The organism is Aureimonas pseudogalii, assembly GCF_014196835.1.
GTDB classification, from domain to species: Bacteria; Pseudomonadota; Alphaproteobacteria; order Rhizobiales; family Rhizobiaceae; genus Aureimonas; species Aureimonas pseudogalii.
Genome location: NZ_JACIEK010000019.1, coordinates 32,159 through 54,658 on the forward strand (window position 1 = coordinate 32,159; position 22,500 = coordinate 54,658).

Annotated in this window: 36 protein-coding genes; all 36 read right to left on the bottom strand. The window is 63.6% G+C overall.

What is annotated here, in order from left to right; genetic code table 11:
* Positions 1-726 (bottom strand): ATP12 family chaperone protein, encoded by a 726-nt coding sequence (locus tag GGR04_RS20990; RefSeq protein ID WP_183202175.1) that lies wholly within the window; start codon positions 724-726, stop codon positions 1-3.
* A 55-nt stretch (positions 727-781) separates the two neighbouring features.
* Positions 782-1,483, bottom strand: coding sequence for an HAD-IA family hydrolase (locus GGR04_RS20995; RefSeq protein WP_183202177.1), 702 nt, complete (start codon positions 1,481-1,483; stop codon positions 782-784).
* Positions 1,484-1,486: 3 nt separating this feature from the next.
* On the bottom strand, positions 1,487-2,479 hold the full coding sequence (locus GGR04_RS21000; protein ID WP_183202179.1) for an RluA family pseudouridine synthase: 993 nt from the start codon (positions 2,477-2,479) through the stop codon (positions 1,487-1,489).
* Positions 2,480-2,566: 87 nt separating this feature from the next.
* Entirely contained in the window at positions 2,567-2,944 is a 378-nt protein-coding gene (gene crcB / locus GGR04_RS21005) for a fluoride efflux transporter CrcB (protein WP_183202181.1), read from the bottom strand.
* Between the two features lie 30 nt (positions 2,945-2,974).
* The gene (locus GGR04_RS21010) at positions 2,975-4,324 is read right to left on the bottom strand and encodes a replication-associated recombination protein A (RefSeq protein WP_183202183.1); all 1,350 of its coding nucleotides are present in this window, start codon (positions 4,322-4,324) and stop codon (positions 2,975-2,977) included.
* 14 nt (positions 4,325-4,338) lie between these two features.
* Positions 4,339-5,751, bottom strand: coding sequence for a DegQ family serine endoprotease (locus GGR04_RS21015; RefSeq protein WP_376769883.1), 1,413 nt, complete (start codon positions 5,749-5,751; stop codon positions 4,339-4,341).
* A 144-nt stretch (positions 5,752-5,895) separates the two neighbouring features.
* Positions 5,896-6,024, bottom strand: a complete 129-nt coding sequence (locus GGR04_RS24335; protein WP_281383144.1) for a hypothetical protein — start codon at positions 6,022-6,024, stop codon at positions 5,896-5,898.
* Positions 6,025-6,337: 313 nt separating this feature from the next.
* The gene (locus GGR04_RS21020) at positions 6,338-7,363 is read right to left on the bottom strand and encodes an NAD-dependent epimerase/dehydratase family protein (RefSeq protein ID WP_183202185.1); all 1,026 of its coding nucleotides are present in this window, start codon (positions 7,361-7,363) and stop codon (positions 6,338-6,340) included.
* A gap of 94 nt (positions 7,364-7,457) precedes the next feature.
* Positions 7,458-7,877 (bottom strand): 50S ribosomal protein L17, encoded by a 420-nt coding sequence (gene rplQ / locus GGR04_RS21025; protein WP_183202238.1) that lies wholly within the window; start codon positions 7,875-7,877, stop codon positions 7,458-7,460.
* A 161-nt stretch (positions 7,878-8,038) separates the two neighbouring features.
* Positions 8,039-9,058 (bottom strand): DNA-directed RNA polymerase subunit alpha, encoded by a 1,020-nt coding sequence (locus GGR04_RS21030; protein WP_183202187.1) that lies wholly within the window; start codon positions 9,056-9,058, stop codon positions 8,039-8,041.
* A gap of 131 nt (positions 9,059-9,189) precedes the next feature.
* The gene (rpsK, locus tag GGR04_RS21035) at positions 9,190-9,579 is read right to left on the bottom strand and encodes a 30S ribosomal protein S11 (RefSeq protein ID WP_183202190.1); all 390 of its coding nucleotides are present in this window, start codon (positions 9,577-9,579) and stop codon (positions 9,190-9,192) included.
* A 116-nt stretch (positions 9,580-9,695) separates the two neighbouring features.
* Positions 9,696-10,064 carry a 30S ribosomal protein S13 gene (rpsM, locus tag GGR04_RS21040; RefSeq protein ID WP_183202239.1) on the bottom strand — a complete coding sequence of 123 codons (369 nt, stop codon included), beginning with the start codon at positions 10,062-10,064 and terminating at the stop codon, positions 9,696-9,698.
* A 196-nt stretch (positions 10,065-10,260) separates the two neighbouring features.
* Positions 10,261-10,854, bottom strand: coding sequence for an adenylate kinase (locus GGR04_RS21045; RefSeq protein ID WP_183202192.1), 594 nt, complete (start codon positions 10,852-10,854; stop codon positions 10,261-10,263).
* The gene (gene secY, locus GGR04_RS21050) at positions 10,851-12,194 is read right to left on the bottom strand and encodes a preprotein translocase subunit SecY (RefSeq protein ID WP_183202194.1); all 1,344 of its coding nucleotides are present in this window, start codon (positions 12,192-12,194) and stop codon (positions 10,851-10,853) included. The genes GGR04_RS21045 and secY overlap by 4 nt, the downstream gene beginning before the upstream one ends.
* A 202-nt stretch (positions 12,195-12,396) precedes the next feature.
* On the bottom strand, positions 12,397-12,873 hold the full coding sequence (gene rplO / locus GGR04_RS21055) for a 50S ribosomal protein L15 (RefSeq protein WP_183202196.1): 477 nt from the start codon (positions 12,871-12,873) through the stop codon (positions 12,397-12,399).
* 16 nt (positions 12,874-12,889) lie between these two features.
* A complete protein-coding gene (gene rpmD / locus GGR04_RS21060) occupies positions 12,890-13,093 on the bottom strand; it encodes a 50S ribosomal protein L30 (protein ID WP_183202198.1) in 204 nt (67 codons plus the stop codon).
* Positions 13,094-13,162: 69 nt separating this feature from the next.
* Positions 13,163-13,714 carry a 30S ribosomal protein S5 gene (gene rpsE / locus GGR04_RS21065; protein ID WP_183202200.1) on the bottom strand — a complete coding sequence of 184 codons (552 nt, stop codon included), beginning with the start codon at positions 13,712-13,714 and terminating at the stop codon, positions 13,163-13,165.
* A gap of 152 nt (positions 13,715-13,866) precedes the next feature.
* Positions 13,867-14,229: a 50S ribosomal protein L18 gene (gene rplR / locus GGR04_RS21070; protein ID WP_183202202.1), complete on the bottom strand. Its 363-nt coding sequence runs from the start codon at positions 14,227-14,229 to the stop codon at positions 13,867-13,869.
* Between the two features lies 1 nt (position 14,230).
* The gene (gene rplF, locus GGR04_RS21075) at positions 14,231-14,764 is read right to left on the bottom strand and encodes a 50S ribosomal protein L6 (RefSeq protein ID WP_183202204.1); all 534 of its coding nucleotides are present in this window, start codon (positions 14,762-14,764) and stop codon (positions 14,231-14,233) included.
* 44 nt (positions 14,765-14,808) lie between these two features.
* Positions 14,809-15,207 carry a 30S ribosomal protein S8 gene (gene rpsH, locus GGR04_RS21080; RefSeq protein ID WP_183202206.1) on the bottom strand — a complete coding sequence of 133 codons (399 nt, stop codon included), beginning with the start codon at positions 15,205-15,207 and terminating at the stop codon, positions 14,809-14,811.
* A 12-nt stretch (positions 15,208-15,219) separates the two neighbouring features.
* Positions 15,220-15,525, bottom strand: a complete 306-nt coding sequence (rpsN, locus tag GGR04_RS21085) for a 30S ribosomal protein S14 (protein WP_183202208.1) — start codon at positions 15,523-15,525, stop codon at positions 15,220-15,222.
* Positions 15,526-15,547: 22 nt separating this feature from the next.
* Positions 15,548-16,111 carry a 50S ribosomal protein L5 gene (rplE, locus tag GGR04_RS21090; RefSeq protein ID WP_183202211.1) on the bottom strand — a complete coding sequence of 188 codons (564 nt, stop codon included), beginning with the start codon at positions 16,109-16,111 and terminating at the stop codon, positions 15,548-15,550.
* A complete protein-coding gene (rplX, locus tag GGR04_RS21095; protein WP_183202213.1) occupies positions 16,104-16,427 on the bottom strand; it encodes a 50S ribosomal protein L24 in 324 nt (107 codons plus the stop codon). Before rplX ends, rplE begins: the two co-directional genes overlap by 8 nt.
* Before the next feature lie 12 nt (positions 16,428-16,439).
* Positions 16,440-16,808, bottom strand: coding sequence for a 50S ribosomal protein L14 (rplN, locus tag GGR04_RS21100; protein ID WP_056504767.1), 369 nt, complete (start codon positions 16,806-16,808; stop codon positions 16,440-16,442).
* A 69-nt stretch (positions 16,809-16,877) separates the two neighbouring features.
* Complete coding sequence (gene rpsQ / locus GGR04_RS21105) at positions 16,878-17,123, bottom strand: 30S ribosomal protein S17 (RefSeq protein WP_183202215.1); 246 nt, start codon at positions 17,121-17,123, stop codon at positions 16,878-16,880.
* Between the two features lie 11 nt (positions 17,124-17,134).
* Positions 17,135-17,335 carry a 50S ribosomal protein L29 gene (gene rpmC, locus GGR04_RS21110; protein ID WP_062202393.1) on the bottom strand — a complete coding sequence of 67 codons (201 nt, stop codon included), beginning with the start codon at positions 17,333-17,335 and terminating at the stop codon, positions 17,135-17,137.
* A 12-nt stretch (positions 17,336-17,347) separates the two neighbouring features.
* A complete protein-coding gene (gene rplP, locus GGR04_RS21115; RefSeq protein ID WP_183202217.1) occupies positions 17,348-17,761 on the bottom strand; it encodes a 50S ribosomal protein L16 in 414 nt (137 codons plus the stop codon).
* Positions 17,762-17,786: 25 nt separating this feature from the next.
* Positions 17,787-18,509, bottom strand: a complete 723-nt coding sequence (gene rpsC / locus GGR04_RS21120) for a 30S ribosomal protein S3 (RefSeq protein ID WP_183202219.1) — start codon at positions 18,507-18,509, stop codon at positions 17,787-17,789.
* Positions 18,509-18,895 carry a 50S ribosomal protein L22 gene (gene rplV / locus GGR04_RS21125; RefSeq protein ID WP_183202221.1) on the bottom strand — a complete coding sequence of 129 codons (387 nt, stop codon included), beginning with the start codon at positions 18,893-18,895 and terminating at the stop codon, positions 18,509-18,511. Before rplV ends, rpsC begins: the two co-directional genes overlap by 1 nt.
* Positions 18,896-18,897: 2 nt before the next feature.
* The gene (gene rpsS, locus GGR04_RS21130; RefSeq protein ID WP_062202385.1) at positions 18,898-19,176 is read right to left on the bottom strand and encodes a 30S ribosomal protein S19; all 279 of its coding nucleotides are present in this window, start codon (positions 19,174-19,176) and stop codon (positions 18,898-18,900) included.
* Positions 19,177-19,188: 12 nt separating this feature from the next.
* Positions 19,189-20,025: a 50S ribosomal protein L2 gene (rplB, locus tag GGR04_RS21135; protein ID WP_183202223.1), complete on the bottom strand. Its 837-nt coding sequence runs from the start codon at positions 20,023-20,025 to the stop codon at positions 19,189-19,191.
* Positions 20,026-20,050: 25 nt separating this feature from the next.
* Positions 20,051-20,344, bottom strand: coding sequence for a 50S ribosomal protein L23 (locus GGR04_RS21140; RefSeq protein WP_183202225.1), 294 nt, complete (start codon positions 20,342-20,344; stop codon positions 20,051-20,053).
* The gene (gene rplD, locus GGR04_RS21145) at positions 20,341-20,961 is read right to left on the bottom strand and encodes a 50S ribosomal protein L4 (protein ID WP_183202227.1); all 621 of its coding nucleotides are present in this window, start codon (positions 20,959-20,961) and stop codon (positions 20,341-20,343) included. Before rplD ends, GGR04_RS21140 begins: the two co-directional genes overlap by 4 nt.
* Positions 20,961-21,683: a 50S ribosomal protein L3 gene (gene rplC, locus GGR04_RS21150; protein ID WP_183202229.1), complete on the bottom strand. Its 723-nt coding sequence runs from the start codon at positions 21,681-21,683 to the stop codon at positions 20,961-20,963. Before rplC ends, rplD begins: the two co-directional genes overlap by 1 nt.
* A 61-nt stretch (positions 21,684-21,744) precedes the next feature.
* Positions 21,745-22,053 carry a 30S ribosomal protein S10 gene (gene rpsJ / locus GGR04_RS21155; protein WP_006205468.1) on the bottom strand — a complete coding sequence of 103 codons (309 nt, stop codon included), beginning with the start codon at positions 22,051-22,053 and terminating at the stop codon, positions 21,745-21,747.
* 162 nt (positions 22,054-22,215) lie between these two features.
* Positions 22,216-22,500, bottom strand: a 285-nt coding sequence (locus GGR04_RS21160; RefSeq protein ID WP_446680288.1) for an EF-Tu C-terminal domain-related protein, incomplete at its 5' end; no start/stop codon positions are given.

Genomic DNA, 22,500 nt, shown 5'->3' on the forward strand with positions numbered 1-22,500 from the left:
TCAATCGGCGCCGACGAGAAGCAAGGCGGCCGCGCGCATGTCGGAGAAGCGATTCGTCCGGCGCGCTGCGGCGTCCACATCGTCGCCCCACAGTTCGATGTTCCAGTCCTCGTCGAGATGCGCGAGCGACCAAGCGTCCTCGTCCGTCAGCCGTCCGGCTGCGACCGCCAGCGCCAGGATGAGCGAGCCCGTCAGCGTGGTGATCTGATGGAGGGCGGCGAGACGGAACGCGTCGGTTTCACCGGCGATGTGCTCGCGAAGCGCCGCGACGAACTCGGGCGGTTGCGCGACATACATCACGCCTTCGCCGATGGCGAAACGGCTGCCGGTTTCCGACTCGACCCACGTCGCCAACGGATCCCAGCGCTCGCGCTGGCGTGCCACCAAGCGTTCGGGATCGGCCGCGCGATAGGCGAGGAGATCGGTCTCCGCATAGCGAACCAGATCGTCGCGAACGGGGGTGGGGTTCGGCTCGACGCCGTCGATCACCGTATTGGCGAGGCGCGTCGCCGGCATCGTCGCCGGGTCGATCTCGTCGACCTGCGCCGCCCACTCCTCTGCCAGTGCGGCCGCAAACTGTCGGCTGGGCACGCGCAAGATGGCTCTGGCCGGCGTGCGGACGGCGCGTCCATCGAGACGGATGGCATGAGCGCCCTCCTCCTCCACGACCGTGACCTCCTTGTAGAAGCGCTTCGGCAAGGCAGGACGCATCGGGAGGTTGGACATCGCAAAGGCTCACAACGCGACCGAAGACGAGATCACGTCGCCGGCCTTGGAAAGATCAGACAGATTGGGAAACGAGCGGCACCGCCTCTGGATCCCGCGCCATCCAGGCGTCGAGACGATCGGCGAGGTCACCCACGGTGGAGGCGACGGTGGTGGCTCCCGAGGCGAGGAGCGTCGCAGGATCCTGCGCGCCCCACGACACGCCGAGAGCGTCAGCGCCCGCGGCGCGCGCCATCTGCATGTCGAACACCGCGTCTCCCACAACAATGGTCGCGCTGGGATTGACGCCCATCTCTGCGCAGCATTCCAGCACCATGGCGGGATGTGGCTTGGAGGGGCAGTCGTCGGCGGTGCGAACCACCGGGAAGATGCCCTCCAGCCCATGCGCGTCCACGACGAGGCGTACGCCGCGCCGCGACTTACCGGTCACCATGCCGAGCAGCAAATCGTCCCGCAGCGCCAACCGTCGAAGCAGCGGCTCGATACCGGGAAACAGCCGCTCGGGAAACGTCCCCTCGGCGCGGATCTTGTGGAACTCCTGCCGGTAGAGTTCGACGAGCCCTGGCAGATCGGCCAGCGTCAGCGTCGGCGCGAGCTGATGAATGGCTCGGTCGAGCGAAAGCCCGATGATGCCTTGCGTGGCCGCGAGCTCGGGCTCCGGCAGCCCGGCGGAGACGAAGCAGCGGCGCATCGTCTCGCAGATCAGGCCGAAGCTGTCGGCCAGCGTGCCGTCGCAGTCGAAGAGAACGAGACGCATCGCTCAGTCGTTTTCCTGCGCCTCGTCGAACCCGAAGAGGTTCCACGTCTGCACCATGTGCGGGGGCAGCGGCGCGATCTGATCGATCAGCCGTCCGCCGCCGTTGGGATGCGGAATGATGATGCGGCGTGCGTGCAGATGCAGCTTATTCTGGACGCCGCCCGGAAAATCCCAGTTGGTGTCGTGCTCGAAATATTTGGGGTCGCCGAGAATGGGATGCCCGATATGCAGCGCATGGACGCGCAGCTGGTGCGTGCGCCCCGTGTGCGGCTGCATCTCGACCCACGCGAAGTTCTGGGCCACCTGATCGATCACCCGGTAGTATGACAGAGCGTGGTCGGCACCCTCGTCGCCATGCTTGGCCACCCGCACGCGATCCCCATCGGGCGTCGGTTCCTTGACGAGATAGGTTGAGATGCGCCCCTCGTGCGGCACCGGAACGCCTTTGAGCAGCGCCCAGTAGTGCTTCTGCGTGTCGCGCTCGCGGAACGCCTTGGTCAGCGACACCGCCGCGCCGCGCGTGCGCGCCACCACGAGGATGCCCGACGTGTCTCGATCGAGCCGATGGACGAGCCGCGGCTTCTCGCCCTTCTTGCTCCGCCACGCCTCGAGCATCTTGTCGACGTGCCGCGAAACGCCGGAGCCCCCCTGCACGGCCAGCCCGGCCGGCTTGTTGAAGACGAACACTTTCTCGTCCTCGTAGATCAGCATCTGCGAGAGCACGTCGCCGTCGTGTCGATCGCGAATGGTGTTCGCCGTGAGCGGCGCAACCCGTAGCCGAGCCGAGTCCGCGCCCATCGGCGGGATGCGGATCATCTGCCCCGGCTCAACGCGCGAATCGCTCTTGGCACGTCCGCCGTCGATACGAACCTGGCCCGAGCGCAGCAGCTTCTGGAGGTGCCCGAAACCGAGGCCCGGATAGTGAAGCTTGAACCAGCGGTCCAGCCGCAACCCGGCCTCGTCCGGCTCAACCCTGATCTGTTCGACGGCCGACATGCCCGCTCCTTTTCATCTTCCGCCGGGGATAGCGCATCTAGGCCCTGACCGAAACGTTTTCAGGACGTTCGGTGGCACCTTGCGCGGTCAGCCGAAATGCCGAGCCGCCGCCAAACCGGCAAAAAGCGCGATCATGCCGAGCATCACGCTGGACAGGAGATAAGCCATCGCCGCCAGCGATGCCCCTCGCTCCCAGAGCAGGCTGGTGTCGAGCGTGAAGGACGAGAAGGTCGTGTAGCCGCCGAGAAGGCCGGTCGCCACGAACAGGCGAAGCTCGTTCGACCCGCCGAAACGACGGGCGATCAGTTCGACCGCGACGCCCATGGCGAAGGATCCGGTGACGTTGACGAAGAACGTACCGTACGGCCAGTTCGCGCTAAAGAAGCGTGTTCCCGCGAGAGTTACTCCATAGCGAAGGATGGAGCCGAGCGCGCCACCGAACGCGACGAGCAGGACGTTCAGCATGGGGCTCGCTCTCGCATGGGTTCTACCGGATCAGTCGTGGTCGCGACGGGAACGTCGCGACCGTAGGAGCTCCCACTCCGCCAGCCGCTTTCCGATCGACGCCTCGGCGCCGCGCTCGGTCGGCACGTAGAATCGCTGGCGATCCAACCCTTCGGGAAAATAGTCCTGACCGGAAAAGGCGCCGGGCGCGTCGTGGTCGTAGGCGTACCCGTCGCCGTAGCCCTCTTCCTTCATGAGCTTCGTGGGCGCGTTGAGAATATGCCGGGGCGGCAGCAAGGACCCGTTCTCCTTCGCGGCGCGCATCGCCGCCTTGTAGGCCACGTAGACCGAGTTCGATTTAGGAGCGCTGGCGAGGTAGACGGTGGCTTCCGCAAGCGCCAACTCGCCTTCGGGCGATCCCAGATAGTCGTAGGCGTCCTTTGCGGCGCTCGCGATGACGAGGGCCTGCGGGTCGGCCAAGCCGATGTCTTCCGACGCCATCCGCACCAGCCGACGCCCGAGATAGAGCGGATCCTCACCGGCATCGAGCATACGGCAGAGGTAGTAGAGTGCAGCGTCGGGGTCCGATCCGCGCACCGATTTGTGCAGGGCCGAAATGAGGTTGTAGTGGCCGTCCTGGCCCTTGTCGTAGACCGGCGCACGGCGCTGGACGATCGACTGCAGGGTCGCGGCATCCAGCATTTCGCCGGGCTTGGCGGCCCGCCAGATCTCCTCGGCCAACGTCAGGATGGCGCGTCCGTCGCCGTCCGCCATGCGCAGGAGAACGGCGCGTGCCTCCTCGTCCAAGGGCAAGGCGCGTCCTTCGGCAGCCTCCGCGCGCGCGACGAGAAGCGCGAGGCTCTGGGCGTCGTGGGCCTTGAATGTCAGCACGCGGGCGCGCGACAGCAGGGCCGCGTTCAGTTCGAAGGAAGGGTTCTCCGTCGTCGCACCGACGAGAACGACGGTGCCGTCTTCCAGCACAGGCAGGAAGGAATCCTGCTGGGCCCGGTTGAAGCGATGGATCTCGTCGACGAAGAGCAGCGTCTGCCGCCCGTTCGAGCGGCGAAGGCGCGCCGACTCGAACACCTTCTTTAGGTCCGCGACGCCGGAGAAGATCGCAGAGATCTGCTCGAAGGCGAAATCGACCTCGTTGGCCATCAGACGCGCCACGGTCGTCTTGCCGGTGCCGGGCGGACCCCAGAAGATGGTCGAGCCGAGACTGCCGCCGCTCAACATCCGCGTCAGCACCCCGTCCGGCCCGGTGAGGTGCTCCTGCCCGACCACCTCGGTGAGCGTCTGCGGCCGCAGACGATCGGCCAAGGGGCGCCGATGCCCCACGTCGGTCTCTGGCCGTATCTTCCGCTCCGGTGCCGCGGGGAGCGATCCGAACAGGTCGGCCATGCCGGATCTCCCCGTCAGCGGATCGTCTGGACGAGACGCTGACCGTCCCGATCGACTTCGACCTCCCAGCCCCGCCGACCATCGGAGGCCCGGCGCTCTAGATCGGCGCTCGAGGTAACCTCGCGATCATTAAGCGCCACGATGACATCCTTCGGCCGAAGCCCGAGCCGCATCGCAGGCGATCCCGGCTCGACCGAGGCGATGGCGACGCCGGTCTTCGACTGCGGCATCTCGAGTTCGTCGGCCATGCGCGGCGACAGATTGACGATCGTCGCTCCTGTGAACGGCGTGCTGCCACCGAGTTGACGCTGGTCGCGCGGCGGGTCCTCGGGTGCAGGCATCAGCGGTAGCGTTAGCTCCTCTTCCTGGCCGTCGAGCGCACGAACCTTAAGCACCGCAGGCTTTCCGAACCCTGCGGTAGCCAGACGATAGCCGAGCGAATCGGGGTTCTCCACGGCAAAGCCATTGATCGAGAGCACCACGTCGCCTTCCCGCAAGCCCGCCTCGTCGGCGGGCGCGCCCGAGACGACCGCCTGCACAAGCGCACCTGTCGGCCGATCCAGACCCATGGCGTTCGCGATGTCGGACGTCAGGGGCAGGAAGGTCGCGCCGATGAAGGGGCGTTCGAACGGATGGCCCGCCCGAGAGGCGTCGATGAACGCGCGCACGAGATTGGAGGGAATGGCGAACCCGATGCCGTTGGACCCGCCCGAGCGTGAGAAGATGGCCGTGTTGACGCCGACGAGCTGACCGCGCATGTCGATCAGCGCGCCGCCGGAATTGCCCGGATTGATCGCCGCATCCGTCTGGATGAAGTAGCCGACGTCATTCGATCCGATATGCGTGCGCGCTAGAGCCGAAACGATGCCGTTGGTCACCGTCTGGCCGATGCCGAACGGGTTGCCGATCGCCAATACGAGGTCGCCGATTTCGGTCCGGTCCGAATCGGCAAGTGCGACGCTGTCGAACGGCTCGTCAGCCTCCACTTTCAGGACCGCGAGATCGACCCGAGCATCCCGCTGCAGCACCTTCGCGTCGAACTCGCGTCCGTCAGCGAGGGCCACGCGAATCTCTTCGGCATTCTCGATCACGTGGTTGTTCGTGACGATCAGCCCAGCGGGATCGACGACTACGCCGGACCCGAGCGACGATTCCATCCGCGGTCGCCGGGCGCCGCCCCCGAAGAACTGCTCGAAGAACGGATCGCCCGCGAAGGGACTGCGCCGCTCCACGCGGCGAGCCGCGTAGACGTTGACCACCGACGAGGCCGTCGCCTTCACGAGGGGCGCGAAGGACAGCTTGATCTCCGCCACAGAACCCGGAACGGAGCGTCCCGGTTCGATCGGGAGCGGAACCGGAGCACTTTGCGCATGGGCAACGCCGAAGGCCGCGCTCCATGCCACGCATGCACTCAACGTCATCGCCATCAGCTTGCTCAACGCCGTCTCCATCTTCGATGCATCGCATCGCCAAATCGGGCTCTGGTCAGCGACCGGCAAGTCTTGCGACCTATCTGAAACGAAAAAAGGGCCGTAAGGCCCTTTTCCCTGTCGTCCCCCGTCGCCGATGGATCAGCGCGTCAGAGTAGCCGTTTCCGCTGCCATCGCCGTGGCTTCGGGCAGTTCGGCCGTCGCATAGCTGGCCGTCAGGATTCCGAACGCGAACACCGCGCCCAGGAGAGTCAGCACAGTACGGCGCATCGAGAACTCGCTCGTTGTTGGGAAAGAGCCTCTATTTTCCATAGTATTCGTTTAATCCGTGTAAACTCGCCGCAACGCTGATCGGCGAAAGCCCCCATTCGCCAAGAAAATGCGACAGACAGCTAAAGGTTGCTGCCGCATCGCTGTATTTGGGGTGTTCTCGCCAGTCATCCGATATGACACGTCGCTTTGCCGAAGCGCTATCGCAGATGAGCAACATCTCGCATCATACAGAGATGCCACACGGTCTTCGTTTCGGCAGAAGCGACCCGCTGTAAGCTCGGTGGGCTTCGCAGGTGGGCATAGCTGCAACTCAAGGTGTCACCAGCCCTTCCGCCAGAAGGCTGGACGCCGCAGCATCGATCGCCTCGTCGCCGCTGCGGAAGGCGAGTCCAAGGATTTCTCGCGCCGGCGCCGTCTCCAGACGCTTGGTCCGACCAAGCTCTGCGGCCAACATCCGCGCCGGCGGCGAAACGACCGCGGCCGCTTTCACGGCCCAGGTCGGCAATCGACGACGCGGGACACGACCGGCGAAGGCGGGGTGACCTTCCGCGACCTGACGAGCGATATCGAGAAGTGAACGCTCTTCCGCCGATACGACCAAGCGCCGCCCTGCCGCCTTCGATGCCGTCAACGCCGCGACATGAGCCGCCGCGACGTCGCGCACATCGACGATGCCGAACGTGACGTCCGGCAGGACCGGCAACCGACCGGACATCATCATCGCGATCAGCTGAACCGACGTCCCCATCGTGCGATCGAGCAACGGGCCGAAGACGAGGGATGGGTTGATCGTCGTCAGTTCAGTCCGCGTTCCATCAACCGCCTCCCAAGCGGCGCGCTCGGCGAGGGTCTTCGAAACGGCGTAAGGCGAGATGTCCGAGCTTTCGACGTTCGAGACGTCCGCCTCGCCGAACCAGCGCTCTCCGCGACCAGGGTGACCATAGACGATCGACGCGATCGACGACGTCAACACGACGCGCGAAACGCCCGCGCGAACGGCGGCACCGACCACGCGAACCGTTCCCCCTCGCGCGACGTCGACGAGGCCGAACTTCTCGCGTGGCTGAGACCGCGGAAACGGCGATGCGGTGTGGACGAGCAGATCGCATCCGATCATCGCTTCGTCCCATCCCGCGTCGCTCGTTAGATCCGCGAGGTGGGGCTCGAACAGCGCGGCATCGCCGCCGTGCCGACGCAGCATGCCGCTGACCTCCTCGGCCTTCGCGTCCCTTCGCACCGTCCCACGAACTCGGTAACCCGCCTCGACGAGTTGCAGGACGATGTGTTTCGCGATGAAGCCGGACGCTCCCGTTACCAGTACGCGTGTCGCGTCCAAAGCCGACTCCCCGCCTGTTTCGTTTCACCAATCCATGAACGAAAAAGGGCTCCCGAAGGAGCCCTTTCCGATGCAAGCTGACGGCCAGGGCCGATCAGCCCTCGTCGTTCGTCTCGGCAGCCAGACGCGCACGATCGATCGAACCGCGGGCCTCGACGTCGCGATCGACGAACTCGATCACGGCCATCGGCGCGTTGTCGCCGCGACGGAAACCTGCCTTCAGAACGCGGCAGTAGCCACCCTGGCGCTCCGCATAGCGCGGGCCGAGGGTGTCGAACAGCTTGCGGATAACGGTCTCGTCGCGGACCTGGCTGATCGCCTGACGACGAGCATGAAGATCGCCGCGCTTGCCGAGCGTGATCATCTTTTCCATGATCGGGCGAAGATCCTTCGCCTTCGGCAGGGTCGTCACGATCTGCTCGTGCTCGATCAGCGAAGCAACCATATTGGCGAACATCGCCTTGCGATGCTCATGGGTGCGATTGAGTTTACGTCCGCGGCTACCGTGGCGCATGGGGTGTCTCCTCGTAAAGGTCCGGCGTTTCGCTCGGGGTCGGCATCCTCGCAACCCAGCCACGAAGGCCGGTGCATGTGCCTTTGAATCTTCTTGGTTTTGCGACGACCCGCCACGCGGCGGCGAGCCTTCCTGTCGTCCTCAGTCGAAGGCTGGAAGCCTCAATACTGATCCTCGTAGCGCTTGGCCAGATCGTCGATGTTCTCCGGCGGCCAGGCGTTGACCTCCATGCCGAGGTGGAGACCCATCGAGGCCAGCACTTCCTTGATCTCGTTCAACGACTTGCGTCCGAAGTTCGGGGTGCGAAGCATCTCCGCCTCGGTCTTCTGGATGAGATCGCCGATGTAGACGATGTTGTCGTTCTTCAGGCAGTTCGCCGAACGCACCGACAACTCCAGTTCGTCCACCTTCTTGAGAAGGGCGGGGTTGAAGGCGAGCTCCGCGATATGCTCTTCGGCGCCGCGCACTTCGCGCTGCGGCTCCTCGAAGTTGACGAAGACCGAAAGCTGATCCTGCAGGATGCGCGCAGCGTAGGCCACCGCGTCCTCGCCGCTGATGGACCCATCGGTGACGATGTCCATCGTCAGCTTGTCCTTGTTCAGGTCCTGCCCCTCGCGGGTGTTCTCGACCTTATAGGACACCTTCTTTACCGGCGAGAACAGCGAATCAACCGGGATCAGTCCGATCGGCGCGTCTTCTGCACGGTTCTGGTCGGCAGGCACGTAGCCCTTGCCCGTGTTGACCGTGAACTCCATCCGGATCTCGGCACCCTCGTCGAGCGTGCAGATCTCATGCTCGGGATTCAGGATCTCGATGTCTCCAACGGTCTGGATGTCACCTGCCAGCACGACGCCCGGTCCGGACTTGCGCAAGACCATCCGCTTCGGGCCCTCGCCCTGCATGCCGATCGCGATTTCCTTGATGTTGAGGACGATGTCCGTCACATCCTCGCGCACGCCTGCAATCGAAGAGAACTCATGCAGCACGCCGTCGATCTGGACGGCCGTCACGGCCGCACCCTGAAGCGATGAGAGAAGCACGCGACGCAGCGCATTGCCGAGCGTCAGGCCGAAGCCGCGCTCGAGCGGCTCAGCGATCAGCGACGCCTTCGTCCGGCTGCCGCCATTCTTGAAGACGACCTGGTTGGGCTTGGTGAGGTCTTGCCAGTTGCTAGCGATCATGACGCTTGCCTTTCAGTTACCTCGCCACCATCCAATCGTGGCGATAGGTCTGAGGGAAGGATCGGCTTCCCGAATACGTCGAAAGCCGCGCGACCCGGAGGCTGCGCGGCGCTTTCCAAAAGCGGACGACGTTAAACGCGGCGCTTCTTGCGCGGGCGAACGCCGTTGTGCGGGATCGGCGTCACGTCGCGGATCGACGTGATGGTGAACCCGGCAGCCTGTAGCGCGCGCAGGGCCGATTCGCGACCGGAACCGGGACCGCAGACCTCGACTTCCAGGGTCCGCATGCCATGCTCCTGCGCCTTCTTGGCGGCGTCCTCGGCAGCGATCTGCGCCGCGAATGGGGTCGACTTGCGCGATCCCTTGAAGCCCTGTGCACCGGCGGACGACCAGGCGATCGTGTTGCCCTGCGCGTCGGTGATGGTGATGAGCGTGTTGTTGAAGGACGAATTCACATGGGCAACGCCCGAAATGATGTTCTTCCGCTCGCGACGACGAACGCGTTGCGCTTCCTTGGCCATGTCTCGAATTTCCTTGGATCTCGACACCGCCGTAATTCCGGCGGCTCCACCTGTTCACGCGCGACAGCACGGAACTGGACATTGACTGATACGGTGCAGCGCCGGGCTGCGCCGCCTTACTTCTTCTTGCCGGCGATCGCCTTCGCCGGACCCTTGCGGGTGCGGGCATTTGTATGCGTGCGCTGACCGCGAACCGGCAGACCACGACGATGGCGCAGGCCACGATAGCAGCCAAGATCCATCAAACGCTTAATGTTCATAGACGTCTCGCGGCGAAGGTCGCCCTCGACGCGGTAGTCGCGGTCAATCATCTCGCGGATCTGCAGGACTTCGGCATCCGACAGATCGTTGACGCGGCGATCGGCCGCCAGATTGACCTTCTCCATGATCTCCTGCGCGAAGCGCGGGCCGATCCCGTGGATGTACTGCAGCGCGACGACGACGCGCTTGTTGGTGGGAATGTTGACGCCAGCGATACGGGCCAAGTTCAGTCTCCTTCTGTCGTGGATCCGCCACGACTGAGTTCCATCGAGCGAGCCCATCGCGGGCCTGCTCTCTTCAAACGCCAAGCGGTCGAAGGTCAGCCGGAAAGACCGACGCCTCGACCGCTCGATACTGCGCGAATTGGACCGGTCCTTATAAGATTCCCGGTCGATCTGTCAACCCTCGTCGGATCGAGCGTCAGACGCTCACCTTCTCCCGAAGGATCGCGTCGATCTCGCCGGTCACGGTGTCGATCGGGGCCATGCCGTCGATCGGGCGGGCGATCCCCTTCTTTCGATAGAAAGGCCCAACCGCCGCCGTCAGCTGTCGAAACTCGTCGAGCCGCCGACGGAACACGTCGGGCGTATCGTCCTTGCGAACCGGGAGTCCGGCCTCTTCCGTTTCCCGTGCCCGCTTCTCGATTCGCGAGACGAGCTTCTCCTCGTCGACCTGAAACTCGATCACGGCGTCGAGCGACAGGTCGCGTTCTGCCAGCATACGATCGAGCGCTTCGGCCTGCGCCAACGTCCGAGGAAAGCCATCCAACACGAACCCGCGACGCGCGTCCGCCTGCTCGATCCGTTCGGCGACGATGCCGATCACGATCTCGTCGGACACGAGTTGCCCCGCATCCATAACCTGCTGTGCACGCTTCCCGATTTCCGTCTGGTTGGCCACCGCCTCCCGCAGCATATCGCCGGTGGAAAGCTGCGGAACCCCGTACTTCTGGATGAGACGCTGGGCTTGTGTTCCCTTTCCCGCTCCCGGCGGGCCAAGCAAAATCAATCTCATCGGACTCCTCGTTTTCCTCCGCGCAGCTTCGCCTTCTTGACGAGGCCCTCATACTGATGCGCCAGCAGATGTCCCTGAATCTGCGCAACCGTATCCATCGTGACCGAAACCACGATCAGAAGCGAGGTGCCCCCGAGGTAAAACGGGATGCCGGCAGCTGAAATCAAAATTTCCGGCAGCAGGCAGATCACCACAAGATAGAGAGCACCGACCACCGTGATACGCGTCAATACGTAATCGATGTAATCGGCCGTCCGCTCGCCCGGCCGGATGCCGGGGATGAAGCCGCCATGCTTCTTCAGATTGTCGGCCGTATCCTTTGGATTGAAGACGATGGCCGTGTAGAAGAACGCGAAGAAGCCGATCATCGCGGCATAGAGGATCATGTAGAGCGGCTGGCCGTGACCGAGCGAGGCAATGACGGCGGACGCCCATCCGGGGAGCCGGCTCGTGTCCGAGAAGTTCGCGATCGTCACCGGCAGCAGCAGCAGCGACGAGGCGAAGATGGGCGGGATGACGCCCGCCGTGTTCAGCTTCAACGGAAGGTGCGATGTGTCGCCCTGGAACATGCGGTTGCCGACCTGGCGCTTCGGATACTGGATCAGCAACTTGCGCTGAGCCCGCTCGAAGAAGACGACGCCCGCGATGCAGGCGACCACGACGACGATGACGAGCAGGATGATCGCCGTGGACAGCGCGCCGGTGCGCCCGAGCTCGAGAAGCTGCGCCAGAGCTGACGGCAGATTGGCGGCGATGCCCGCGAAGATGATCAGCGAAATGCCGTTGCCAATGCCGCGCGAGGTGATCTGTTCCCCCAGCCACATCAGGAACATCGTCCCGCCCACCAGCGTGATCACCGTCGAGACGATGAAGAAGGTGCCGGGATTGGTGACAATGTTGCTCGACGACTGCAGCCCTGCCGCAATGCCGTAGGCCTGGACCGTCGCCAGGAGAACCGTGCCGTAGCGCGTGTACTGGTTGATGACCTTACGCCCCTGCTCGCCCTCTTTCTTGAGAGTCTCGAGCGAAGGGATGACGGAGGTCATCAGCTGAATGATGATCGACGCAGAAATGTACGGCATAATGCCGAGCGCGAAGATCGCCATGCGACCGACGGCGCCACCGGCGAACATGTTGAACAGGCCGAGGATACCCGTCGACTGCTGCCGGAACGCCTGCGCCAGCGCTTCCGGGTCGATGCCGGGCATCGGCACGTAGGTGCCGAGCCGATACACGAGAAGCGCACCGAGCGTGAACCAGATGCGTTTCTTCAGATCGGTGGCCTTCGAAAAGGCCGAAAAGTTGAGATTTGCGGCGAGTTGTTCCGCAGCCGATGCCATGTGTGAGATCTCTCCGGGTTGCCCCAGAGCGCGACTCACGGATGGCGTCATGCCACGCCCACGATTCCGCCGCGCTCGTTTCGATTATGTAGAACGATCTCCCGGGGCGAAACACAAGCAAATTCGCCGCCATCCGTCCGCCCATATGAAAACGGCCGCCCCATGAGGCGGCCGTTGGATCATGCGACAATGAGGCGAAGCCTCAGGCTTCCGCGGAAACCGAAGTCGACAGGGTGATCGTGCCACCTGCCTTCTCGATCTTCTCGACGGCGGACTTTGACGCGCCGTCGACGGAGATCGTCAGCCTGCGCGACACCTCGCCGTCGCCGAGCACCCGGACGCCGATCTTCGAGCGACGAACGATGCCGGCGGCCTTCAAAGCCACAGAATCGATCGTGGACGCCGCATCCAGCTTGCCGTCTTCAATGGCCTTCTCGATGCGAGCGAGCGAGACGACGTTGTACTTCTTCGCGAAGATGTTCACGAAGCCACGCTTCGGGAGACGGCGATAGAGCGGCATCTGACCGCCCTCGAAGCCGTTGATCGCGACGCCCGAACGAGCCTTCTGGCCCTTCACGCCGCGTCCGCCCGTCTTGCCCGAACCGGAACCGATACCTCGGCCAAGGCGCTTGCGATAATGCGTGGCGCCGTCCTTGTCGGAAATCTCGTTGAGTTTCATGTCAGCTTCTCCCGGCTCACTGGCCGTCCACGACGCGGACGAGATGGCTGACCTTGGCGATCATGCCACGAACCGAAGGGGTATCCTCCAGCGTCCGCAAGCGGTGCATCTTATTGAGACCGAGGCCGACCAGCGTCTGGCGCTGATCGTTCGGACGGCGGGACGGGCTGCCGATCTGCTCGACGGTGACGGTGCTGCCCGTGGGTGTCTTCTCAGCCATGTCTAGGCTCCTTCGTTCCTACGACCCGATGGATGCAGGGCAGCGTCCGGGACGCGCCCCGCGACGCCATCAGTCTTCCGCGCCGACCAGGTCGCGACGGCGAGCCTGAAGAGTGGAGTACTTCAGACCGCGGCGAGCGGCGACGTCCTTCGGGTGCATCTGCCCCTTGAGAGCGTCGAACGTGGCGCGAATCATATTGTAGGGGTTCGAGGAGCCCAGCGACTTGGCGACGACGTCGTGCATGCCCACCGCCTCGAAGACGGCGCGCATCGGGCCACCTGCGATGATGCCCGTACCAGCCTCTGCCGTGCGCAGGATCACCTTGCCGGCGCCGTGGCGGCCATGCACGTCGTGATGCAGCGTACGACCGTCGCGCAGCGGCACGAAGATGAGATCGCGCTTGGCGGCTTCCGTCGCCTTGCGGATCGCTTCCGGCACTTCGCGCGCCTTGCCGTGACCGAAGCCGACGCGACCCTTGAGGTCGCCGACGACGACGAGTGCGGCGAAGCCGAAGCGACGTCCGCCCTTCACCACCTTGGCGACGCGGTTGATGTGAACGAGTTTGTCGACGAAACCGTCATCACGATCTTCGCGATCGTTTCTTTCGTTGCGAGGCGCCATATCCTATCCTTGTTTTTTTCCGGAGGCGTCTTGGGGATCGATGCCGACGATGCGGCAGCGGGCTTAAAGCACGATACGGCCAGCGGGAAAACCCGCTGCGCCGCATTTCGTGCCTGCAGAAATCGAACGCCGCGCGAAGCGGCGTTGTCATCTCAGAAGTTCAGGCCGCCCTCACGAGCGGAATCGGCCAGGGCCTTGATACGGCCGTGGTAAATGAAAGCACCCCGATCGAACACAACGTCGGTCACGCCGGCGAGCTTCGCGCGCTCGGCTACCAGCTTACCCACCGCGGCAGCAGCGGCCGTATCGGCGCCCGTCTTCAGATCCGTGCGAAGAGACGCATCAAGCGAAGACGCCGCGGCGAGGGTACGCCCTTCGGCATCGTCGATGATCTGCGCATAGATGTTCTTCGACGAGCGGTGGATCGATAGGCGAGGACGACCGTTGGCGACCGCCTTCAGCGAACGGCGGACGCGCGAAGCGCGGCGCCGCAACAATTCCTTCTGGGTAGCCATCTTACTTCTTCTTGCCTTCCTTACGGACGATCTTCTCGCCGGCGTATTTCACGCCCTTGCCCTTGTAAGGCTCGGGGCCGCGATACTCGCGAATCTCCGCCGCCACTTGGCCGACCTGTTGCTTGTCGATGCCGGAAATTACGATTTCAGTGGGCTTGGGCACCACAATCGAGATCCCGTCCGGGATGGGGTAAAGCACGTCGTGGCTGAAACCGAGCGCGAGCTGCAGGTTTTTACCCTGCATCGATGCACGATAACCAACGCCGTTGATCTCGAGACGCTTCTCGAAACCTTTCGTCACGCCGTCGAGAATGTTGACGATCATCGTGCGGGACATGCCCCACTTCGACCGCGCGACCTTCGACTCGTCGCGCGGATCAACCTTGATCGCGCCGTCTTCCATCTTCACGAGGACTTCCTCGTTGACGACGAACGACAACTCGCCCTTCGGACCCTTCGCGTTGACCGTCTGACCGTCAACTGAAGCGGTCACGCCGCTCGGTACGGAGACCGGCTTCTTACCAATACGAGACATCGTAATACCTGTCCGTTAGTCGTGGGACGAACCTCAATGCCACGTCAGAAGACGCGGCAGAGGATCTCGCCACCGACATTCTGTTCACGGGCGGCGTGGTCGGCCATCACACCCTTGGGCGTGGAGAGGACCGAAATGCCGAGGCCGTTGGCGACGTGCGGGATCGTCTTCGCGGAGACGTAGACGCGGCGACCGGGCTTCGAGACGCGGGCGATCTCCTTGATAACGGGAGCGCCCTCGTAGTACTTGAGCTCAATGCTGAACTCGGCCGTACCGTTCTCGAACTTCGTCTCGGTGTAGCCGCGGATGTAGCCTTCGTCCTTGAGGACGTCGAGCACGCGAGCGCGCAGCTTCGAAGCCGGCGTCGCCACCGAGGTCTTGCTCCGCATCGTCGCGTTGCGGATGCGCGTCAGCATATCGCCGAGGGGATCGGAAAGAGCCATCTCGTTATCTCCTTACCAGCTCGACTTGACGATGCCGGGAATCTGACCCGAATTGCCGAGTTCGCGAAGCGCGATACGGCTCATCTTCAGCTTGCGGTAATAAGCCCGCGGACGACCCGTCACCTCGCAACGGTTGCGGATACGGACCTTCGCCGAATTGCGCGGCAGCTCTGCCAGTTGGAGCTGCGCACGGAAGCGCTCCTCCATGCTCGCCGCCTGATCCGTGGTGACCGCCTTCAGCGCAGCACGCTTGGCCGAGAACTTCTCGACCATCTTCGCGCGGCGCTTGTTCTTCTCGATGGCGCTTTTCTTAGCCATGTTCTTTCCTTTTCGCCTGCCGTTACTGGCGGAACGGGAAGTTGAGCGCCTTCAGAAGGGCTCGCGCTTCGTCGTCCGTCTGCGCCGTCGTACACACGATGATGTCCATGCCCCACATCTGATCGACCTTGTCGTAGTTGATCTCGGGGAAGACGATGTGCTCCTTGATGCCCATGGCGAAATTGCCACGACCATCGAAGCTCTTCGGGTTCAGTCCGCGGAAGTCGCGAACGCGCGGGAGCGCGATCTGGACCAGGCGATCGATGAACTCGTACATGCGATCCTTGCGAAGGGTCACCTTCGCACCGATCGGCATGTTCTCACGCACCTTGAAGCCCGCGATCGAATTGCGAGCCTTGGTGATCACCGGCTTCTGGCCGGCGATGAGGGCGAGATCCTCGGCCGCGATCGAGGGCTTCTTCGAGTCGCCGGTGGCCTCGCCGACGCCCATGTTGATCACGACCTTGTCGAGCCGCGGCACCTGCATCTCGTTGGAGTAGTTGAACTCCTCGAGAAGCTGCTTGCGGATCTCGTTGGCGTAGACCGCCTTCAGGCGCGGCGTGTAGTTGGTGCTGGCGTCAGCCATCGATCTGTTCTCCCGAACGCTTGGCGAACCGCACCTTCTTGGCGTTCTCACCCTCACCGACGACCTTGAAACCGACGCGGGTCGGCTTGCCATCCTTCGGGTCGGCGACCGAAAGGTTGGAGAGATGGATCGGGGCCTCCTTGGAGATGATCCCGGCTTCCTGGCTCGCGGACTGGCGCTGGTGACGCTTCACCATATTGACGCCCTGCACCACGGCCCGGTCTTCCTTCGGCATGACCTGGACGACCTTGCCGGTCTGACCCTTGTCCTTGCCTGCGAGCACGACGACGTTGTCGCCCTTCTTGATCTTTTGCATGGGTCCGGTTCCTTACAGCACTTCCGGCGCCAGCGAAATGATCTTCATGTGGTTCCGACCGCGCAGCTCGCGCGGCACGGGACCGAAGATACGGGTGCCGACCGGCTCTTTCTTGTTGTCGATGAGAACGGCGGCGTTACGGTCGAACCGGATCACCGAACCATCGGCGCGACGGATGTCCTTGGCGGTGCGAACCACCACGGCCTTCATCACATCACCCTTCTTCACGCGGCCCCGCGGAATCGCTTCCTTGATCGAGACGACGATGATGTCGCCGACCGAAGCATATTTGCGCTTGGAGCCGCCCAGCACCTTGATGCACATGACACGACGGGCGCCGGAATTGTCCGCCACATCGAGGTTTGTTTGCATCTGAATCATGTCAGGCCGCCTTCACATAACGAGCATCCGGGGAGCGCAGGATCGATGCGCTGCACCCGGAAGATGAGTTCACTGAGCCGCTGCTTGGCTCGCAACGACGATCCAGGTCTTGTCCTTCGAGATCGGCCGCGTCTCCTCGATGGAGACGATGTCGCCGACCTTGTACTGGTTGGATTCGTCGTGCGCCTTGTACTTCTTGGACCGACGGACGGTCTTCTTGAAGAGCGGATGCGTGAAGCGACGCTCCACGAGCACGACGACCGTCTTGTCATTCTTGTCGGAGACCACGGTCCCCTGCAAAACGCGTTTCGGCATATTGTCTACCTTCAGGCCTTGGCCGTGGCCGCCTTCTGGCGGGCGATGGTCTTGATCCGCGCGATGTCGCGACGGATTTCCTTGACACGGGACGTGTTCTCAAGCTGGCCCGTAGCACGTTGGAAGCGCAGATTAAACTGCTCTTTCTTCAATGCACCGAGTTCAGTGGTCAGCTCGTCCTGCGTCTTGGTCGTAAGATCGGAGGCTTTCATGATCCCTCTTCCTTATTCGGCAATGCGCTGGATGAAGCGGGTCCGGATCGGAAGCTTCGCCGCACCGAGGCGAAGAGCCTCGCGCGCAACATCTTCGGCCACGCCGTCGATCTCGAACATGATGCGACCGGGAGCAACGCGAGCCGCCCAATATTCAATCGCGCCCTTGCCCTTACCCATGCGGACTTCGGTCGGCTTCGCGGTGACCGGCAGGTCCGGATAGATCCGGATCCACACGCGCCCCTGGCGCTTCATCTGACGCGTGATCGCGCGGCGGGCCGCCTCGATCTGACGGGCGGTCACCCGCTCCGGCTCCAGGGCCTTCAGGCCGAAGGTGCCGTAGCTGAGGATCGCGCCGGCCTTGGAAGCCCCATGGATGCGTCCCTTGAACGCCTTCCGGAACTTCGTGCGCTTTGGCTGCAACATCGTATTCTACTCCGAAACCTGAGTGTCAGGCGTGCTCACGCTCGCGCTCGCGACGACGATTGTTGCCGCCACCGGAGGCATCGCCCTCGATCGCGCGGCGTTCCGACGCCATGGGATCGTGCTCGAGGATCTCGCCCTTGAAGACCCAGACCTTGACGCCGCACACGCCGTAGGCGGTATGGGCCTCGGCCGTTCCGTAGTCGACATCGGCACGCAGCGTGTGCAACGGCACGCGACCTTCGCGGTACCATTCCATACGCGCGATTTCCGCGCCGCCGAGACGACCGCCGCAATTGATGCGGATGCCTTCCGCGCCAAGGCGCATGGCGGACTGAACGGCGCGCTTCATGGCACGACGGAAGGCGATGCGGCGCTCGAGCTGCTGCGCGATCGACTGCGCGACGAGCGTCGCGTCGGTCTCGGGCTTCCGCACCTCGACGATGTTGATGTGCGTCTCGGCATTCGTCATCGACGCGAGCTTCTTGCGAAGCTTCTCGATGTCGGCACCCTTCTTGCCGATCACGATGCCCGGACGCGCCGAGTGGATCGTGATGCGGCACTTCTTGTGCGGGCGCTCGATGACGACCTTCGAGACGGCAGCCTGCTTCAGCTCGTTGAGGAGATACTTGCGGATCGCAAGATCCTCGTGGAGCAGCTTGCCGTACTCACCGGTGTTGGCGAACCAACGGGAATCCCAGGTGCGGTTGATGCCGAGGCGAAAACCGATCGGATTGATTTTCTGACCCATCAGGCGGCCTCCTCTTCGGCGATTTCGCGCACCACAATCGTCAGATGCGAGAACGGCTTCTCGACGCGGCTGGCGCGACCGCGACCCCGCGCATGGAAGCGCTTCATCGTGATCGACTTGCCGACGTAGGCCTCGACGACGACCAGCGTGTCGACGTCGAGATCGTGATTGTTCTCGGCGTTGGCGATGGCGCTCTCAAGCGTCTTCTTGACGGTCTCGGCGATCCGCTTGCGCGAGAAGGTGAGCTCCGCGAGCGCGCGGTCCACCTTCTTGCCGCGGATCATCTGCGCCACGAGGTTCAGTTTCTGCGGGCTGACGCGGATCGTACGGGCGACTGCTTTCGCCTCGTTGTCCTTCAGCACGCGCTCGGCCTTGGCCTTGCCCATGATTACTTCCTCTTCGCCTTCTTGTCGGCGCCGTGGCCGTAATACGTACGGGTCGGAGAAAACTCGCCGAACTTGTGGCCGACCATGTCCTCGTTGACATTGACCGGGATGTGCTTGTTGCCGTTGTAGACGCCGAACGTAAGCCCGACGAACTGCGGCAGGATCGTGGAACGACGGCTCCAGATCTTGATGACTTCATTGCGTCCGCCAGAGCGGACCTTCTCTGCCTTCTTCAGCAGGTAGCCATCAACGAACGGACCTTTCCAGACTGAACGTGTCATGGAGTGTTTCCCTTACTTCTTGCGCTGATGGCGCGAGCGCATGATGAACTTATCGGTCGACTTGTTCTGGCGAGTCCGCTTGCCCTTCGTCGGCTTGCCCCAAGGCGAGACAGGATGACGACCACCGGACGTACGGCCTTCACCACCACCATGCGGGTGATCGACCGGGTTCATCGCGACACCGCGAACATGCGGGCGCCGACCGAGCCAGACCGAACGACCAGCCTTGCCCAGATTGATGTTGCCGTGATCCGGGTTGGACACGGCGCCGACCGTCGCCAGGCACGCACCCGGCACGAGACGCTGCTCACCCGAGTTCAGGCGCAGGATCGCCATCCCCTGATCGCGACCGACGAGCTGGGCGTAGGCGCCAGCCGACCGGGCGATCTGGCCACCCTTCTCCGGCTTCATCTCCACATTGTGAATGATGGTGCCGACCGGCATCGCCGACAGCGGCATCGCATTGCCCGGCTTCACGTCGATGCCGGTGAGGCCCGACACGACCTTGTCGCCGGCAGCCAGGCGCTGCGGCGCAAGAATGTAGGCGAGTTCGCCGTCCTCGTACTTGACAAGTGCGATGAACGCGGTGCGGTTCGGATCGTACTCGAGGCGCTCGATCGTACCGACCATGTCGAACTTGCGACGCTTGAAGTCGATCGTGCGATATGTGCGCTTGTGACCGCCGCCCTGGTAGCGCGCGGTGATGCGGCCAGTGTTGTTACGGCCGCCCTTCTGAGTCAGGCCTTCGGTCAACTGCTTGACCGGCTTGCCCTTCCAGAGACCGGACCGATCCACGAGAACCAGCTGGCGCTGGCTCGGGGTCACCGGGTTGTAATTCTTCAGTGCCATGATCTTCTATCCTCGCGGCCAGCCGTCAGAGACCGGTGGAGACGTCGATGGACTGGCCCTCGGCCAGCGTCACGATCGCCTTCTTCTGGTCGCTCTGGCGCCCAAGGCGCCCCTTGAACCGGCGAGACTTGCCCTTCCGGTTCAGCGTGTTGACGGCGGTGACCTTGACCCCGAACAACGCCTCGACCGCAGCCTTGATCTGCGGCTTCGTCGCCGTGTCCGGCACGTTGAAGATCACCTGATTGAACTCGGAGACCATCGTCGACTTTTCAGTGACGACCGGGCTCGTGATAACGTCGTAGTGGCGAAGATCGGTCACTTGAAGCGCTCCTCGAGGGCCTCGACCGCCGCCTTCGACAGGACGAGCGTCTGACGGCGCAGGATGTCGTAGACGTTGATGCCCTGGATCGGCAGGACGTCGATGTTCGGGATGTTGCGAGCCGAACGCGAGAAGTTCGCGTCGAGCTGCGCGCCGCCGATGATCAGCGCGTTCGTCAGGCCGAGGTTAACGAACTGCGAGAGCGTCGCCTTCGTCTTTCCGTCCTGCGACACGAGATCGTCGATCACGATGATGCCGCCCGACTTCGCCTTCGACGAGAGCGCGTGCTTCAGCGCGAGAGCGCGGATCTTCTTCGGCAGGTCATGCGCGTGGGACCGCGAGACCGGACCATGGGCCTTGCCGCCGCCGCGGAACTGCGGGGCGCGGGCCGAGCCGTGACGTGCACGACCGGTGCCCTTCTGCTTGTAGAGCTTGGCGCCCGTACGAGCGATCTCGGCGCGGCCGAGCGACTGGTGCGTGCCCTGCTGGCGCTTGGCGAGCTGGTAGCGGACCATGCGCTGGAGGATGTCGGCGCGGGGTTCGAGACCGAAGATCTCGTCCGCCAGCGTCACCGACCCGGCATCGCCACCGGCGAGGGTTGTGATCTTGATGTCCATTATTCCGTTCCCTCGGAAGCGACTTCGGCCTGCGAGCCCGTGTTGGCAGCCTGACGCAGCCCGGCCGGCTTCGGCGCGTTCGCCGGAAGGTCGGACTTCACGGCGTCGCGGATGAGGATCCAGCCACCCTTCGAACCCGGGACGGCACCGCGGATGAGGATGAGGCCCTTGTCGGCGTCCGTGCGGACGACCTCGAGGTTCTGGGTCGTCACGCGGGTCTGGCCCATGTGGCCGGCCATCTTCTTGTTCTTGAAAACCTTGCCGGGATCCTGGCGCTGACCCGTCGAACCGTGCGAGCGGTGCGACACGGACACGCCGTGGGTGGCGCGCAGTCCGCCGAAATTGTGGCGCTTGATGGCGCCGGCGAAGCCCTTGCCGATCGAGGTGCCGGTCACGTCCACCAGCTGACCCGCGACGAAGTGGTCGGCCGTGATCTCGGCGCCGACGTCGACGAGGTTGTCGTCGGAGACGCGAAACTCCGCCATCTTCTTCTTCGGCTCGACCGAAGCCTGGGCGAACACGCCACGCATCGGCTTCGACGTATTCTTCACCTTCGCGACACCGACGCCGAGCTGAAGAGCGGTATATCCGTTCTTCTCCTCGGTGCGATGACCGACAACCTGGAGGTTCTCGACCTTCAAAACCGTGACCGGAACATGTTCGCCCGCATCATTGTAGATGCGGGTCATGCCGACCTTCTGTGCAATCACACCTGAACGCATTCTTCGTTCTTTCTTCAGAGGAACCTTGGGAGTTCTGGCCCCGCCGGTTCTTGTCTGCTCCTTAGAGCTTGATCTCGACGTCGACGCCTGCGGCGAGGTCGAGCTTCATGAGAGCGTCGACCGTCTGCGGCGTCGGATCGACGATGTCGAGCAGACGCTTGTGCGTCCGCATTTCGAACTGTTCGCGCGACTTCTTATCGACGTGCGGCGAGCGGTTCACGGTAAACTTCTCGATGCGCGTCGGCAGCGGGATGGGCCCGCGCACGTTCGCGCCAGTGCGCTTTGCCGTCGAAACGATCTCGCGAGTGGAAGCGTCGAGGACCCGGTGGTCGAACGCCTTCAGGCGGATGCGGATATTCTGGCCGTTCATGGGATTCGTCCTCTCGTCGGAGACATGCCGGAGAGCCGGCGCTTTCCGAACGCTAAACAGTCTTCAGCCAATTCAAACGGACCGCCGTCCCGGCGATCCAACCGCCCCTCTCGGGGCTGCGGGACACGGCGACCAATCCTTGGCCGCCGTGCCGCCGGCTTATTACTCGACGATCGAGCTGACGATGCCGGCGCCGACGGTGCGCCCGCCCTCGCGGATGGCGAAGCGCAGCTTCTCTTCCATCGCGATCGGAACGATCAGCTTGACGTCCATCGTCACGTTGTCGCCCGGCATCACCATCTCGGTGCCCTCGGGAAGCGTCACCACGCCCGTCACGTCCGTCGTGCGGAAATAGAACTGCGGACGGTAGTTCGTGAAGAACGGCGTGTGGCGACCGCCCTCCTCCTTCGTCAGGATGTAGGCCTCGGCCATGAAGCGCGTGTGCGG

Excerpts from the sequence above, each read along its gene's own strand:
- rplF (WP_183202204.1), bottom strand. The coding sequence starts at position 14,764 with ATGTCTCGTATTGGTAAGAAGCCGGTCTCCGTACCGAGCGGCGTGACC.
- rplE (WP_183202211.1), bottom strand. The coding sequence starts at position 16,111 with ATGGCTGACGCCAGCACCAACTACACGCCGCGCCTGAAGGCGGTCTAC.
- rplN (WP_056504767.1), bottom strand. The coding sequence starts at position 16,808 with ATGATTCAGATGCAAACAAACCTCGATGTGGCGGACAATTCCGGCGCC.
- rplV (WP_183202221.1), bottom strand. The coding sequence starts at position 18,895 with ATGGGCAAGGCCAAGGCCGAGCGCGTGCTGAAGGACAACGAGGCGAAA.
- rplC (WP_183202229.1), bottom strand. The coding sequence starts at position 21,683 with ATGCGTTCAGGTGTGATTGCACAGAAGGTCGGCATGACCCGCATCTAC.
- rpsE (WP_183202200.1), bottom strand. The coding sequence starts at position 13,714 with ATGGCGCCTCGCAACGAAAGAAACGATCGCGAAGATCGTGATGACGGT.
- rpmC (WP_062202393.1), bottom strand. The coding sequence starts at position 17,335 with ATGAAAGCCTCCGATCTTACGACCAAGACGCAGGACGAGCTGACCACT.
- rpsN (WP_183202208.1), bottom strand. The coding sequence starts at position 15,525 with ATGGCTAAGAAAAGCGCCATCGAGAAGAACAAGCGCCGCGCGAAGATG.
- GGR04_RS21015 (WP_376769883.1), bottom strand. The coding sequence starts at position 5,751 with ATGGCGATGACGTTGAGTGCATGCGTGGCATGGAGCGCGGCCTTCGGC.
- rplP (WP_183202217.1), bottom strand. The coding sequence starts at position 17,761 with ATGTTGCAGCCAAAGCGCACGAAGTTCCGGAAGGCGTTCAAGGGACGC.
- rplQ (WP_183202238.1), bottom strand. The coding sequence starts at position 7,877 with ATGCGCCACGGTAGCCGCGGACGTAAACTCAATCGCACCCATGAGCAT.
- rpmD (WP_183202198.1), bottom strand. The coding sequence starts at position 13,093 with ATGGCTGAGAAGACACCCACGGGCAGCACCGTCACCGTCGAGCAGATC.
- crcB (WP_183202181.1), bottom strand. The coding sequence starts at position 2,944 with ATGCTGAACGTCCTGCTCGTCGCGTTCGGTGGCGCGCTCGGCTCCATC.
- rplO (WP_183202196.1), bottom strand. The coding sequence starts at position 12,873 with ATGAAACTCAACGAGATTTCCGACAAGGACGGCGCCACGCATTATCGC.
- rplD (WP_183202227.1), bottom strand. The coding sequence starts at position 20,961 with ATGGACATCAAGATCACAACCCTCGCCGGTGGCGATGCCGGGTCGGTG.
- rplX (WP_183202213.1), bottom strand. The coding sequence starts at position 16,427 with ATGCAAAAGATCAAGAAGGGCGACAACGTCGTCGTGCTCGCAGGCAAG.
- rplR (WP_183202202.1), bottom strand. The coding sequence starts at position 14,229 with ATGGCTACCCAGAAGGAATTGTTGCGGCGCCGCGCTTCGCGCGTCCGC.
- GGR04_RS21045 (WP_183202192.1), bottom strand. The coding sequence starts at position 10,854 with ATGAGATTGATTTTGCTTGGCCCGCCGGGAGCGGGAAAGGGAACACAA.
- rpsS (WP_062202385.1), bottom strand. The coding sequence starts at position 19,176 with ATGACACGTTCAGTCTGGAAAGGTCCGTTCGTTGATGGCTACCTGCTG.
- GGR04_RS21000 (WP_183202179.1), bottom strand. The coding sequence starts at position 2,479 with ATGTCGGCCGTCGAACAGATCAGGGTTGAGCCGGACGAGGCCGGGTTG.
- GGR04_RS24335 (WP_281383144.1), bottom strand. The coding sequence starts at position 6,024 with ATGCGCCGTACTGTGCTGACTCTCCTGGGCGCGGTGTTCGCGTTCGGA.
- GGR04_RS20995 (WP_183202177.1), bottom strand. The coding sequence starts at position 1,483 with ATGCGTCTCGTTCTCTTCGACTGCGACGGCACGCTGGCCGACAGCTTC.
- GGR04_RS20990 (WP_183202175.1), bottom strand. The coding sequence starts at position 726 with ATGTCCAACCTCCCGATGCGTCCTGCCTTGCCGAAGCGCTTCTACAAG.
- rpsK (WP_183202190.1), bottom strand. The coding sequence starts at position 9,579 with ATGGCCAAGGAAGCGCAACGCGTTCGTCGTCGCGAGCGGAAGAACATC.
- secY (WP_183202194.1), bottom strand. The coding sequence starts at position 12,194 with ATGGCATCGGCTGCGGAACAACTCGCCGCAAATCTCAACTTTTCGGCC.
- GGR04_RS21030 (WP_183202187.1), bottom strand. The coding sequence starts at position 9,058 with ATGATCGCTAGCAACTGGCAAGACCTCACCAAGCCCAACCAGGTCGTC.
- rplB (WP_183202223.1), bottom strand. The coding sequence starts at position 20,025 with ATGGCACTGAAGAATTACAACCCGGTGACCCCGAGCCAGCGCCAGCTG.
- GGR04_RS21010 (WP_183202183.1), bottom strand. The coding sequence starts at position 4,324 with ATGGCCGACCTGTTCGGATCGCTCCCCGCGGCACCGGAGCGGAAGATA.
- rpsH (WP_183202206.1), bottom strand. The coding sequence starts at position 15,207 with ATGGCTCTTTCCGATCCCCTCGGCGATATGCTGACGCGCATCCGCAAC.
- rpsQ (WP_183202215.1), bottom strand. The coding sequence starts at position 17,123 with ATGCCGAAACGCGTTTTGCAGGGGACCGTGGTCTCCGACAAGAATGAC.
- rpsC (WP_183202219.1), bottom strand. The coding sequence starts at position 18,509 with ATGGGTCAGAAAATCAATCCGATCGGTTTTCGCCTCGGCATCAACCGC.
- rpsJ (WP_006205468.1), bottom strand. The coding sequence starts at position 22,053 with ATGAACGGCCAGAATATCCGCATCCGCCTGAAGGCGTTCGACCACCGG.